Origin of the sequence: Clostridium ragsdalei P11, from assembly GCF_001675165.1 — a bacterium.
GTDB classification, from domain to species: domain Bacteria; phylum Bacillota; class Clostridia; order Clostridiales; family Clostridiaceae; genus Clostridium_B; species Clostridium_B ragsdalei.
The window spans coordinates 61,543-75,658 of the sequence record NZ_LROS01000005.1; the positions used below are offsets into that span (position 1 = coordinate 61,543).

Here is a 14,116-nt window from a genome sequence, read left to right on the forward strand (position 1 = left end):
TAACAAAATATAATTTAATTCTAATAACCCTTATTTATATCTACTATGTTTACTAACTTGTCTCCTGATGCATACCTTTTTAGATTATCATATATCATATTAAATCTCCTAATGTCCACTTGATCTGATACCCAAGAATTATGAGGTGTTATAGTTACATTTTCAAATTCCCAAAAAGGACTACTTTCATCTAAAGGCTCATTTTCTACCACATCTAAAGCAGCTCCTGCTATTTTCCCATTTTTTATGTTCTCTAGCAAATCTTTTTCATCTAATATAGATCCTCTAGCAATGTTCACTATATAAACTCCATTTTTCATACTTTTAAATAAGTTTTCATTTACTAAATGATTGGTTTTCTTAGTATAGGGAATAGACACTACTACTATATCAGATAACTTTAACATATCTTCTACATTTTCCAAAGAGAAACACTTATCAAAATGTTCCACATCATTGCCCTTTGTATTTAATCCTAAAATTTTTACACCAAACGGTTTCAATCTACTTGCCGCTTCTTTAGCTATACTACCTGTACCTATAAATCCTACCGTTTTGCCCCACAACTCCAATATTCCCATATCCATTTTCCAGATCTTATTTTTTTGTTTTTCATAGAACTTCTGGCTGTGTTTCAGCATTTCTAATATCTTTAATACTATCCATTCTCCCATAGGTATGCTATATCCACCCTTATTATTAGTCAAAATTATATTTTTCTTCCTAATATCATCCTTGGGAGCCTGATCTATTCCAACACTAAAAAGCTGTATCCATTTTAACTTATTCATTTTACTTATATCTAGAGTTTTAAAAGGATCATAGCATAACAAAACCTCTGCATCCCTAAATTCATCCTTATAATGCAAATTGTCATCTTCAACTACTTCTATGTCATATCCTAATCTTTGTATGCCGCTGATACTTTTCTTACCAAAATCACGCGTACACAGTAATTTAATTCCCATAAGACTCACCCCTACAAAATCAAATACCTAAAATCCACTTATTCCATAAACTTGCCCATTTTTCTAAATTTATTGTACCTTTCCTGGAGTAACTCTTCTTTAGATCTTTTCCTAAGTATACCTATTTTTTCTATAAGTTCTTCTTTTATGGTGCAGGACATTTTATCTACATCTTTTTGTGCCCCTCCTGCAGGTTCCTTTAATACTTTATCTATTATACCGTATTTTTTTAAATCTTGAGCTGTAATTTTCATAATCTCAGCTGCTTCCTTAGCTTTGGAAGCATCTTTCCATAGTATACCTGCAAAACCTTCCGGGGTTAAAATAGAATATATAGAATTCTCCAGCATCCAAACTGAATCTGCTACAGCAAAAGCAAGGGCGCCACCACTTCCACCTTCTCCAACTATTATAGATATTATAGGTACTTTTAAATTAAACATCTCCATTAGATTTTTGGCTATTGCCTCTCCCTGTCCTCTTTCCTCTGCTTCCATGCCGCAAAAGGCTCCAGGTGTATCCACAAAACATATAATAGGCCTATCAAATTTATCTGCCTGTTTCATAAGTCTTAATCCTTTTCTATATCCGTCAGGCTCTGGCATACCAAAATTTCTCTTTATATTTTCTTGTGTATTCCTACCTTTTTGCTGGGCCACAATTGTTACAGGTTCCCCATTTAACAATCCAATACCTCCTACTACAGAAGGATCATCATTAAAATATCTATCTCCATGAAGCTCCATAAAAGAGTCAAATATTCTATTTATATAATCAAGTGAAGTTGGCCTTTCTATCATTCTAGCTAAAGTAACCCTATCCCACGCATTTTTACTCTCAAATTTTTTATTAAAAATTTTTTGAACCTTTTCTAATTTTTCCATATAAGAGCTTCCTTTCATTTAGAAAATTTACCTATTCCTATTATGAATATACAATATCTTCTTCAAGGTATTCTTTAAACTTTCCCTTGAAACTATACTATCTACAAATCCATGTTTTAATAGAAATTCTGCACTTTGAAATCCCTCAGGAAGTTTTTGCTTTATGGTCTGCTCTATTACTCTCTTTCCTGCAAATCCCACGAGCGCTCCAGGTTCTGCTAAAATTATATCACCAAGCATAGCAAAACTTGCTGTAACTCCACCAGTAGTAGGATCTGTAAGAACCGATATATATAAAAGTCCTGCATCATTCAACCTATTTATAGCTCCACTTATCTTTGCCATCTGCATTAATGAAAAAATACCTTCCTGCATTCTAGCACCTCCAGAAGCTGTAAAAATAATTAGAGGTATTTTTAACTCAATAGCTTTTTCTACAGCTCTGGTAATTTTCTCTCCTACAACGGAACCCATGCTTCCCATCATAAAATTACTATCCATAACACAAATTACTGCAGACTCTCCTCCTATGGTACCCTTTCCTGTAATTACAGCTTCTTTGAGATTAGTCTTTTTCTGCATGTTACTGATTTTATCTTCATATCCTTTAAATCCTATAGGATTAGTAGACGTCATGTTTTCATCAAATTGGCAAAAGCTGTCCTTATCTGTTATAAGATCTATTCTTTCTTTAGCATTCATCCTAAAATGATGCTTGCAATACTGGCATACTCTATTATTTTTTTCTAGATCCTGCTTATAAAGTACCTTGCCACATCCATCACATTTTACCCACATTCCATTTGGTATACTTGGCCTTGAATCTAAATCTTCATGGATATTATTTAAAGCCCTCTGACTAACTGTAATATATTTTGTTTTTTTGAAGAATTTATTTAACAAGCTTTATCACCTCTCTTATAAGATTGACCACCAAATCGTAAATAGTCAATTTATTTTATAGTAAAGCAATATAACTATTTTACTACAAATAAAGGAAGGAATTAATACTTGAAATTATTTTCTATAAACTTTGTATCGTAAGTTCCTTCTATAAATTCCTTACTATCTATGAGTTCAAATTGGAAGTCTATATTGGTACTAACTCCTTCTATAATAAACTCTCCCAGAGCTCTCCTCATTCTACATATAGCCTCATCTCTATCTTTTCCATATACAATGAGCTTTGCTATCATAGAATCATAATAGGGAGGAATATTATATCCCGAGTACACTGCACTATCTACTCTTACATTAAAACCTCCAGGTACATATAAATCTTTTATTTTTCCTGGAGAAGGCATAAAACCTCTTTTTACATCTTCTGCATTTATTCTGCACTCTATAGAATGACCAGTTATTTTCACATCCTCTTGAGAAAAATCCAACTTTTCTCCTGCTGCAATTTTTATCTGCTCTTTTACAAGATCTATACCCGTTACCATTTCTGTTATAGCATGTTCTACTTGAATACGAGTATTCATCTCCATGAAATAGTAATTGTTATTTTTGTCTAAAAGAAATTCTACAGTTCCAGCATTATTATAATGTACAGCTTTTGCAGCCCTTACAGCTGTTTCTCCCATGGATTTTCTAAGTTCTTCCGTAACTACCTTGCTAGGTGCTTCTTCCATTACTTTTTGATTTCTTCTCTGCATGGAACAGTCTCTTTCTCCCAGATAAACTACATTTTCAAAATTATCTCCAAGTATCTGAATTTCTACATGCTTTGGCCTTTCTATAAACTTTTCCAAGTATATAGTATCATCTCCAAAGGCTGCACTAGCTTCAGCTTTAGCATTTTCATAATTTTTTATAATCTCAGATTCATCATATACAACTCTTATACCACGTCCACCACCGCCTGCAGATGCTTTTATCATAACAGGGTATCCTATTTTTCTTGCAGTTTCCAAAAGTTCTTCATTTGTTTTTATGGCCCCATCTGACCCTGGTACGATAGGAACCCCTGCCTTTCCCATTATATCTCTGGCATTAGACTTATTGCCCATATTGTCAATGCATTCCGGAGTAGGACCTATAAAAGTAATATTGCACTGCTGACATATACTTGCAAACTTACTGTTTTCAGATAAAAAACCAAATCCAGGATGAATGGCTTGTGCTCCTGATAAAACTGTGGCACTTATTATATTTTGTACGTTTAAATAGCTTTCTTTAGGAGATGCCGGTCCTATACATATGGCTTCATCTGCCATCTGAGTGTGAAGTGCATCCCTATCTACTTCTGAATACACTGCTACAGTTTCTATTCCCATTTCCCTGCAAGCTCTAATTATCCTAACTGCTATTTCTCCTCTATTGGCAATCAAAATCTTATTAAACACTTTTAAAATTCAACTCCTGACAATTTAATTTTTGTCTCCTATCATAAACAACAATTCACCTTCAGCAGCTTTTTTGCCTTCCACATAGGCTACTGCCTTTCCAATTCCTGCAGGTCCTTTAATTTTTACAATTTCTGCTTCTAATTTAAGTGTGTCCCCAGGCACTACCTTTCTTCTGAATTTTGCCTTATTTATTCCTCCAAAGAAAGCTATTTTTCCTTTAAATTCTTCTTTGCTTAAAATAGCTACAGCTCCAGCCTGAGCTAATGCTTCTATTATAAGTACTCCAGGCATTACAGGTTCTTCTGGAAAATGTCCCTGAAAAAAATATTCATTAGCAGTAACATTCTTATATGCTATAACTTTTTTACCTGGCTCCATATAGGTTACCTTATCCAACAAAAGAAATGGATATCTATGAGGAATAATTTTTTTTATTTCATTTATTCCAAAGTTCACATTAAATTCATCTTGTTCCATAAGTATTCTCCTCCCACAGCTATTAAGCTTCAGTTTTTATTTTAAATAGTGGCTGACCATACTCTACCATTTGTTCATTCTTAACTAAAATATCCACTACTTCTCCATCTACCTCGCTTTGAATCTCATTCATAAGTTTCATAGCTTCTATTATACAGAGAGTGTCTCCTTTTTTTACTTTAGATCCTACATTTACGAAAACAGGTTTTTCAGGTCCTGATGAATTATAAAAAGTACCTACTATAGGTGACTTTACATCTTTTATGTTGTCACCTTCTATATCGTCATCTTTTTTTTCTTCAGATTTTTTAACCTTATCTATATTATCTTCTTTTACTTCAATTTTGTCACTTTGTTTTTGAAAAACAGGTTTTATATTTTCTCCATTTTCTTTTACTATGTTTACCTGTTTTATGTTTCCTTCTTCACCTTGCTTTTTCATAATTATAGATACGTTATCCCAATTAACTTCTAAATATCCAAGCTTTGAATTATCCATAGTTTTTATCATATTTTCAATTGCTTTAAAGTCCATATTTACTCACTCCACTTTTTTAATAAAATCACTGCATTATGTCCACCAAATCCTAAAGAATTAGACATAACATATTTAAGTTCAGCCTCTCTTGCCTTGTTTGGAACATAATCTAAGTCACATTCCTCATCCTGAACTTTATATCCTACTGTAGGAGGTATAATTTCTTCTTCTAAAGCCTTAACACTTATTATAGCCTCTATTGCTCCTGCAGCTCCAAGCAAATGTCCAGTCATTGATTTTGTAGAGCTTATAGGTATATTCTTAGCATAATCTCCAAAAGCTTTTTTAATTGCCTCTGTTTCAACTTTATCATTTATTTTTGTACTTGTTCCATGAGCATTTATATAAGATACTTCTTCTTTTTCAATTCCAGCTTCTTCTATAGCAAGGCTCATAGCCCTTGCTGCACCTTCACCACCTGGTGCTGGTGATGTCATATGGTATGCATCACATGTAAAACCATATCCAACTAATTCTGCATATATTTTAGCTCCTCTTTTTTGAGCATGCTCTAAAGACTCCAATATCAATATGCCAGAACCTTCTCCCATTACAAATCCATCCCTTTCCTTATCAAAAGGAACAGATGCTCTTTTAGGATCTGTACTCTTAGTTAAAGTAGTTGCTGCAGCAAATCCAGCCATAGACAATGGTGTAATACATGCTTCGGTTCCACCTGCTATCATTACATCTGCAAGATTATTTTTAATCATTCTAAAAGCTTCACCCACACAATTTGTACCTGTAGCACAAGCTGTAACTATATTACTGCATGGTCCCTTAGCTCCAAATTTTATAGCTATATTTCCAGCAGCCATATTACTTATAATCATTGGTATAAATAAAGGAGTTATTCTGTTAGGTCCTTTTTCCTCTAACACAGAATGTTGTTTTTCTATAGTTCCTATTCCACCTATACCTGAACCAATAACTACTCCAAATCTTTCTTTCTCTACACTTTCAATATCAAGTTTAGAATCTTCTACAGCTTCCATTGCTGAAACCATAGCAAACTGACAAAATCTGTCAAACCTTTTTGATTCTTTTCTGTCTAAATGTTCATGTGGATCAAATCCTTTAACTTCTGCTGCAACTTTTGCTTTATAATTTTCTGCATCAAAAGCCTTAATAAAATCTATTCCACAAACTCCATTTTTTATATTATTCCAAAATGTATCGGTATCATTTCCTACTGGTGTAATTGCTCCAAGTCCTGTAATTACCACTCTTTTTTCCATATCTTTCACCAACCCTTAAAAATTTTTACATTACCATTCCACCATCTACGTTTATTACCTGACCTGTTACATAATCTGCACTAGAAGATGCTAAAAAAGCTACTACATTTGCTACATTTTCAGCACTTCCAAATTTTTTTAGAGGTATATTATTTAATGTAGCATCTTTAACTTTATCTGAAAGAACTTCTGTCATATCGGTTTTTATAAAACCAGGTGCCACAGCATTCACATTTATTCCTCTTGATGCTAATTCCCTAGCTGTAGACTTCGTAATGCCTATTATTCCGGCTTTTGCTGCAGAATAGTTTACTTGGCCAGCATTCCCTGTAACTCCTACTACTGAAGATATACTTATTATTTTACCACTTTTTTGTTTAACCATTATAGGACTCACATGTCTTATACAATTAAAGGCTCCTTTTAAGTTTACCTCTATTACCTTATCAAAGTCTTCTTCTTTCATTCTAAGTATAAGTCCATCTCTAGTTATCCCTGCATTATTTACGAGTACATCTATTCTACCAAAAGTATCTACTGCTTGCTTCATAATATTTTTTGCATCTTCAAATACACTTACATCACCCTGCACTGCAATAGCTTCAGAACCTCTTTCCTTAATTTCACCTATTACTTTTTCTACTGAATTTAAGCTGCTTCTATAATTGACTACTATATTAAATCCGTCTTCTGCCAATTTAAGTGCAATGGCTCTTCCAATGCCTTTAGCTCCACCTGTGACTACCGCTACCTTTTTACTAACAATATCCATTTTAATTCTCCTATCTATTTTTTAATTCTTCCACAGTAGAATTTAATGATTTAATATCCTGAACATTTAATATAAGGGCTTTTCTGTCTATTTTTCTTACAAATCCACTCAAAACCTTTCCAGGCCCTATTTCTACAAAAGTATCTGCCCCTGCTTCAAGCATAGTGTTTATACTTTTCTCAAAGAGTACAGTGCTCATAACCTGCCTTTTCAAATAAGATTTTACCTTATCCAGTTTTTCAATTATCTCCCCTGTAACATTTGTTACAACTGGAATTAAAAACTCCTTAAGGGATAATTTATTTAATTCTCCTTCTAACTTTTCTGCTGCTGGCTTCAACATAGAAGTATGAAAAGGTCCGCTAACTGAAAGCTCTATAGCTCTGCGAGCTCCTCGCTCTTTTGCTAGCTTGCAAGCAGCTTTTACCGCTTCTATTTCTCCTCCAATTACTACCTGACCAGGACAGTTCATATTTGAAGTTTCCACTATACCAAAAGAAGAACTATCTGCACATATTTTTTCCACTTTTACATAATCTAATCCTAGTATTGCGGCCATTGTACCAATACCTTCAGGCACTGCCTCCTGCATATACTTTCCTCTCTTTTTAACTAGGGAAACTGCTTCTTTAAATCCCATAACACCGCTGCATACAAGAGCTGAATATTCACCAAGACTTAAACCTGCTGCTATATCTGGCTTAATTCCAAAGCCCTCCAATGCTCTTAAAGCTGCTATACTTGTAGTTAAAATTGCAGGTTGGGTATTTTCAGTTTTGTTTAAATCTTCTTCCGGACCTTCAAAACACATATTACTTATTGAAAAATCCAATACCTCATCCGCATCTTTAAACACATTTTTACATACATCTATATTTTCAAAAAGGTCTTTTCCCATACCTACGTACTGGGCTCCCTGTCCTGAAAATAAGAAAGCTATTTTACCCATATATACCTCCAAATATTATTTTTAAAACATATTTTGAACTCTTTTTAAGTTCTCTTGAGTCTCTTTAAATATTTCCTGAATAATTTCATCACAGCTTTGTTCTTTACATACAAGTCCTGCTATTTGACCTGCCATAACAGAACCGTTATCTATATCTCCTTCACGAACTGCCCTTGCTAGTGCTCCTCTTCCTAATTTTTCATATTCTTCCATAGGTGCTCCATTTTTCTCTAGCAGCTGGAATTTTCTCACTAGTTTATTTCTAAGAACACGAACGGGATGACCCGTCACCCTACCTGTAACCTGTGTGTCTATATCTTTTGCCTTTAACACTTTTTCTTTATAATTTTCATGGACTGTACATTCATTTGCAACTAAAAATCTAGTTCCAAGCTGTATCCCCTGAGCTCCCAACATAAAAGCAGCTGCTGCACCTCTTCCGTCTCCAATACCACCTGCTGCAATTACAGGAATACTTACAGCATCTACTACTTGAGGTACTAATGCCATAGTAGTAAGCTCTCCTACGTGTCCTCCAGATTCACAGCCTTCTGCAATAACTGCATCGACTCCTGCTCTTTCCATTCTTTTAGCTAATGCTACAGATGCTACAACAGGTATAACCTTTATATCATTTTCCTTCCACATATCTATGTACTTTCCTGGATTTCCTGCTCCAGTAGTTACAACTTTAACCTTTTCTTCACATGCCATTTTAGCTACTGCTTCAGCTGTTTCTGATAAAAGCATTATATTTACGCCAAAAGGTTTATCTGTAAGTTTTTTGGCCTTTCGTATTTCATCTCTTACCCATTCAAGTGGTGCGTTTCCAGTAATTATTCCAAGTCCTCCTGCATTTGACACCGCAGCTGCTAGTGAGCTGTCTGCAATCCAAGCCATTGCTCCTTGAATAATTGGATACTTTATTCCTACCATATTTGAAAATACAGAATTAATCATAAATTAACCTCCCTTTATCCTCTTTAATTTTTCCTAATATCATTCTTAACCTCCAGAGTTTTATATCAATCATAAATTTACCTTTAATATAAATCCTCCATAGGTTAATCCTCCTCCAAAACCTACAATAAGTATTTTATCCCCTTTTTTAACTAAGTTTTTTTTGCGAACTTCATCTAAGGCTATCCCTATACTTGCAGCAGAAGTATTGCCATAACTATCCAAATTGATATAAAACCTATCCATACCTATTCCAAGTTTTTTTGCTGCACATTCTATTATCCTGTAATTTGCCTGGTGAGGAATTATATATTTAATTTCTTCTAAAGTACAATCAGCCTGTTGAAGTAGGGCTTTAACTGATTTTTCTAAAACTTTTACTCCAAATTTAAATATTTCTCTTCCTTCCATTCCAACTACACTCTTAATAGTGCCTGTAACACCATCAACATAAGGATTGTTTACAGCTACTGCAGGACATGTTAATGAATCTCCCTTACTTCCATCTGATCCAGTATAAGTTGAAAGTATCTGATCTTCTTCTCCACTTTGCAAAAATGCAGCTGACGCACCATCACCAAACAATATACAAGTGCTTCTATCTTTCCAGTCAAGTATTTTAGAAAATGTATCTGCTCCTATGACAAGAACATTTTTAAACCTTCCAGCCCTTATAAATTGAACTGCAATATCCATTGCATATGCAAAACCTGAACAAGCTGCCGATACATCAAAGCATGTAGCATTTACTGCCTTTATATTTTTCTGAACTATACAGGCGGTAGAAGGCATAAAGCTATCCGGAGTAACAGTTGCAAGTACTATAAGTTCAATATCTTCTACACTTATTTTAGCATCCTTAATTGCCTCTATAGCTGCTTTTGTTGCCATATCTGAGGTATCTTCTCCTTGAGATATCCTTCTCTCCTTTATCCCTGTTCTGCTTGTTATCCATTCATCACTGGTATCTACTATGAGAGACAGATCATTATTATCCACAATCTTGGGAGGAACATAGCTTCCTGTACCTGTAATTTCTACTTTATTCATTATTCTTCTCCTTTGATCCAATTTTTAGATTATACTTTGATCTGAAGAAATTATTGAGTTTCTCCAATGATTTAATTAAAACCCCTTCTTCTTCTTCCGTTAACTCTCCTACGATTTCTTCAACCATATTAGAATGAAACTTATGGTGAACTCTAAAGGCAAGTTTTCCTTTTTGGGTCAACTGTATGTATACAATTCTTCTATCTTCTTTACTCCTTGTTCGTGTAACATATTGCTTTCTTTCTAAACGATTTATGGCCGTAGTTAAGGTCCCCATAGTTATATCTAGTTGACAGGCAACATCTTTCATTCTCTTCAGTTTATCCATACCTATAGCTTCTATAGTGTGTACCTCCGTTACAGATAAATCTTTAAATGTTGCATATTGAAGGGATTTTTGTTCTATTACTAGAATATCGTTAAAAAGATCTACTAACAATTCATTTATAACATTTATACCTTTGTTCACTAGATCACCACTTTGACAATTAATTTACGCCACTTATATCAAATATTTTCTGCTTCTAAAACTAGCTCTTTCATAAGTTCCTTAACCTTTACAATTTTGTTTACCTTATAAGCGTTACTTCCAACAAAAATAAGCCCTTCATCTATATTTCCTTTAACAGCATTGATCAGTGCTCTGGATATACAATAAGGAGTTTCCTTAGGATTACACTTTTTCAAACAATTGTAACATCTTTTAGGCGCAATTCTCCCTTCTTCAGCTTGCCTTATAAGCTTATTTCTTAAAGCTCTTCCAGGAAGCCCTACAGGACTTTTTATTATTTTTATATCCTCTTTTTTTGAATCTATGTATGCCTTTTTAAAGTTTATGCTAGCATCACATTCTTCAGTTGCCACAAAACGTGTTCCCATCTGTACTGCATCTACACCTAACTTGAAGAATTTTGCAATATCAGCTCCTGTATATATTCCACCAGCTGCTGCTACAGGAATATTCTTATTATATTTTTCTCTAAAATATTTAACTACTTTGATTACTTCACATACTATATCTTCTAAACATTCTTTTCCTTCTTGTAGTTGTTCTAAATGAAATCCCAAATGTCCCCCAGCTTTAGGTCCTTCTACTACAACTAAATCCGGAAGTCTAGAATATTTTTTCAACCAGTGTCTAATTATAAGAGAAGCTGCCTTCCCTGAAGAAACTATAGGTGCTATCTTTATGCTGCTTCCCTCAACAAGTTTAGGTAAAATAAGTGGAAGTCCTGCTCCGGATATTATAATGTCAGCTTTTTCCTCAATACAGGTCTTTACCATATCATTATAATCATTTATAGCCACCATAATATTTGCTCCAATTATACCTTTGGGACTTAATTCTTTAGCTTTTTGTATTTCCTTTCTCAATGCTCTAAGGTTAGCCTCCGTTGGGTTAGCTTCAAAATCTGGTTCTCTATATCCTATCTGCACTGTAGAAATTATACCTATACCACCTTCATTTGCTACTGCCTGTGCTAAATTATGTAGAGAAATTCCTACACCCATTCCACCTTGTATAATAGGTATTTTAGCTTTTAGATCTCCTATGATCAATGGAGGTAATTTCATGTGACCCCCTCCTTCAAATAATTTTTGATACTCGAATATTTTGATATTCAAAGTATATATTAAAAACTTTTAACTGTCCAGCATCTTAAAATTTTAAGATTAAAGACTACTATATCCTAAAACTTAATTTTATCCTATTTACCTTAGTATAATCAAGTAATTTTAATATAATATTAAAACAAAATAGTTTAAAACTATGCCTTTAAACTCTATAATATAATAAATTGAAAAGTTAGTAAACTTAAATATAGAAAATAATTCCAAAAGTATTACATTGTTATACTTTTTATATTTTGTTATAATATTTATATGATAGCTTTTTAAAACAAAGCTTATAAAAGGTAGGTAAAAAATATATGAGTACTTTTGTATTTAAGACCGCTGAAGCTAACTATACTCCTGTAAGCAACGTTTTTATAGATAAGTTTATGCCTAAAGCCCGAGGGGAATTTGTTAAAGTATACCTGCTTGGGCTAAAATATTGCAAATCAGGTGAATTAGGAGTTAGCTCTCAAATTGTTGCAAGTGCTTTACATCTTTTAGAAACGGATGTATTAAACGCCTGGAACTACTGGAATGACGAAAATGTTATTAAAATGGTACCCGTTGACAATATGGGAAATTATAATATAGAATTCTTAGATTTATCAGATAGAGACAATGAAAAAGAAGATGATATAAATTTACTTGAAGAATTAAATAAAACTTCTATTAAAGATATGCTTGAAGATATAGAAAAATCCTTAGGTAGGACCTTATCTTCAAAAGAAATGACTATGTACATAAGCTGGTTAAATGATTTTAATTTTTCTCCAGAGATTATACTTCTTTTAGTTCAATACTGTGCTTTAAAAGGAAAAACCAACAGCAGATATATAGAAAAAACTGCAATATCTTGGTTTGACGCTAAAATAAAAGATATAAATGATGCCCAGTCTTTTATAAAAAAACATGAAGATAAATGGATTAAAATAAGAAAAATTTTAGGCTATCTTGGTATAAAAGATGGAGAAATAATGAAGCCCCAAGAGGATTTACTTTCTAAATGGATTCAAGCTTACAATTTCTCAGTTGAAATTATATATAAAGCTTGTGACATATGCTTTCAAAGAATAAATAAGGCTGACTTTAAATATATTGATGGAATATTAACAAGCTGGAATAAAGATAAAATTAAGACATTAGAAGATATAGAAAAAAAGGATTTAAAGAAAGTAAATAAAGGCAATTTTAAAAATGTAAAAAGAATTACAGAAAATAAAAGTTCAAAAGGAACTTTTAACAATTTTAAACAGAGAAACTATGACTTTAAAGACTTAGAAAAAAAACTACTAGGATGGGATAAGAATGATTAAGAGCTATCACTCTAATATAATGAAAATATATGAAAAAATAAGAGACGATGATAGAAAAGCTTTAGGCTTTCGAAAGGAAGAAATTAAAAAAAAACTACCTGAAGTATTAAACATACAAAATCAAATAGGTAGACTTTCCTTAAAATTATCAATAAATATATTAAACAATGTCTCAAACAAGGATATTTACTTAAAGGAACTTCACCAAAAAATTTCAGATTTAAGAATAAAAAAAGCTCATATTTTAACATCTAATAATTATCCTGTAAATTATTTAGATATGTCCTATAAATGTGATAAATGCAAAGACACTGGATTCATTGGAAACAAAAAATGCGACTGCTATAAACAAAAACTTATTAAACTTTACTACAGCAATTCTGACTTCAAAAATATGTTAGCTAAGAATAACTTCGATAACTTTAACTTTCAGCTATATTCCTCCACCAAAAGTGAGGGAAACCCTACAAGTCCTAGAAAAAATATAGAAGTAATAGCATCCACATCGTGGAAATACATAGAAAACTTTTCTAACTGCAGCGAAAATTTATTATTTTATGGATCTGCCGGAACAGGAAAGACCTTCTTGTCAAATTGTATATCAAAAGAATTGATAGACAGAGGTTTTTTAGTAATTTATAGAACCTCTGAATCCTTGATTAAAGACCTAAGAGATATAAGATTCAACAATAATATAGAATTAGAAGATATTTTAATGAATTGTGATTTACTTATAATAGATGATTTAGGATCTGAGCAAATAACGGACTTTTCTAAAACTGAACTATTTAACCTTTTAAATAAAAAACTATTGAGACAAAGCAAAATGCTTGTATCCACAAACTATGACTTAGAAGAAATTTTAAAATGCTATTCAGAGAGAATTTCTTCTAGGTTGCTTGGAGAATTTACCTTGTATAAGTTTTTCGGAGAAGACATAAGAATAAAACAAAATATACAAAATAAAAATTTCAAATAAATATCTAGATAAAAAAAATA

15 protein-coding genes are annotated in these 14,116 nt (G+C 32.7%); 2 read left to right on the forward strand and 13 right to left on the reverse strand.

The window, feature by feature from the left end:
* Positions 1–20 precede the first annotated feature (20 nt).
* From CLRAG_RS02540 to CLRAG_RS02600, 13 genes are all read right to left on the reverse strand, one after another.
* Positions 21–968, reverse strand: coding sequence for a phosphoglycerate dehydrogenase (locus tag CLRAG_RS02540; protein WP_065076932.1), 948 nt, complete (start codon positions 966–968; stop codon positions 21–23).
* Positions 969–1,006: 38 nt separating this feature from the next.
* Positions 1,007–1,852 (reverse strand): acetyl-CoA carboxylase carboxyltransferase subunit alpha, encoded by an 846-nt coding sequence (locus CLRAG_RS20940; protein ID WP_065076933.1) that lies wholly within the window; start codon positions 1,850–1,852, stop codon positions 1,007–1,009.
* A gap of 27 nt (positions 1,853–1,879) precedes the next feature.
* Positions 1,880–2,755: an acetyl-CoA carboxylase, carboxyltransferase subunit beta gene (gene accD / locus CLRAG_RS20945; RefSeq protein WP_065076934.1), complete on the reverse strand. Its 876-nt coding sequence runs from the start codon at positions 2,753–2,755 to the stop codon at positions 1,880–1,882.
* A gap of 101 nt (positions 2,756–2,856) precedes the next feature.
* The gene (locus CLRAG_RS02555) at positions 2,857–4,200 is read right to left on the reverse strand and encodes an acetyl-CoA carboxylase biotin carboxylase subunit (protein ID WP_065076935.1); all 1,344 of its coding nucleotides are present in this window, start codon (positions 4,198–4,200) and stop codon (positions 2,857–2,859) included.
* Positions 4,201–4,224: 24 nt separating this feature from the next.
* A complete protein-coding gene (gene fabZ / locus CLRAG_RS02560; protein ID WP_065076936.1) occupies positions 4,225–4,680 on the reverse strand; it encodes a 3-hydroxyacyl-ACP dehydratase FabZ in 456 nt (151 codons plus the stop codon).
* 22 nt (positions 4,681–4,702) lie between these two features.
* Positions 4,703–5,215 (reverse strand): acetyl-CoA carboxylase biotin carboxyl carrier protein, encoded by a 513-nt coding sequence (accB, locus tag CLRAG_RS02565; RefSeq protein WP_065076937.1) that lies wholly within the window; start codon positions 5,213–5,215, stop codon positions 4,703–4,705.
* A 2-nt stretch (positions 5,216–5,217) separates the two neighbouring features.
* Entirely contained in the window at positions 5,218–6,456 is a 1,239-nt protein-coding gene (fabF, locus tag CLRAG_RS02570; protein ID WP_065076938.1) for a beta-ketoacyl-ACP synthase II, read from the reverse strand.
* A gap of 25 nt (positions 6,457–6,481) precedes the next feature.
* Positions 6,482–7,228 (reverse strand): 3-oxoacyl-[acyl-carrier-protein] reductase, encoded by a 747-nt coding sequence (gene fabG / locus CLRAG_RS02575; RefSeq protein ID WP_065076939.1) that lies wholly within the window; start codon positions 7,226–7,228, stop codon positions 6,482–6,484.
* Positions 7,229–7,238: 10 nt separating this feature from the next.
* The gene (gene fabD / locus CLRAG_RS02580) at positions 7,239–8,177 is read right to left on the reverse strand and encodes an ACP S-malonyltransferase (protein ID WP_065076940.1); all 939 of its coding nucleotides are present in this window, start codon (positions 8,175–8,177) and stop codon (positions 7,239–7,241) included.
* A 21-nt stretch (positions 8,178–8,198) separates the two neighbouring features.
* Positions 8,199–9,137, reverse strand: coding sequence for an enoyl-[acyl-carrier-protein] reductase FabK (gene fabK / locus CLRAG_RS02585; RefSeq protein ID WP_065076941.1), 939 nt, complete (start codon positions 9,135–9,137; stop codon positions 8,199–8,201).
* A 69-nt stretch (positions 9,138–9,206) separates the two neighbouring features.
* On the reverse strand, positions 9,207–10,187 hold the full coding sequence (locus CLRAG_RS02590) for a beta-ketoacyl-ACP synthase III (protein ID WP_065076942.1): 981 nt from the start codon (positions 10,185–10,187) through the stop codon (positions 9,207–9,209).
* Positions 10,180–10,656 carry a MarR family winged helix-turn-helix transcriptional regulator gene (locus CLRAG_RS02595; RefSeq protein ID WP_065076943.1) on the reverse strand — a complete coding sequence of 159 codons (477 nt, stop codon included), beginning with the start codon at positions 10,654–10,656 and terminating at the stop codon, positions 10,180–10,182. The genes CLRAG_RS02590 and CLRAG_RS02595 overlap by 8 nt, the downstream gene beginning before the upstream one ends.
* A 38-nt stretch (positions 10,657–10,694) precedes the next feature.
* On the reverse strand, positions 10,695–11,762 hold the full coding sequence (locus CLRAG_RS02600; protein WP_065076944.1) for an NAD(P)H-dependent flavin oxidoreductase: 1,068 nt from the start codon (positions 11,760–11,762) through the stop codon (positions 10,695–10,697).
* A 356-nt stretch (positions 11,763–12,118) separates the two neighbouring features.
* On the opposite strand from CLRAG_RS02600, the gene CLRAG_RS02605 reads away from it, so the two are divergent.
* Positions 12,119–13,117, forward strand: coding sequence for a DnaD domain protein (locus tag CLRAG_RS02605; protein ID WP_065076945.1), 999 nt, complete (start codon positions 12,119–12,121; stop codon positions 13,115–13,117).
* Positions 13,110–14,096, forward strand: coding sequence for an ATP-binding protein (locus CLRAG_RS02610; protein ID WP_065076946.1), 987 nt, complete (start codon positions 13,110–13,112; stop codon positions 14,094–14,096). Before CLRAG_RS02605 ends, CLRAG_RS02610 begins: the two co-directional genes overlap by 8 nt.
* Positions 14,097–14,116: the final 20 nt, after the last annotated feature.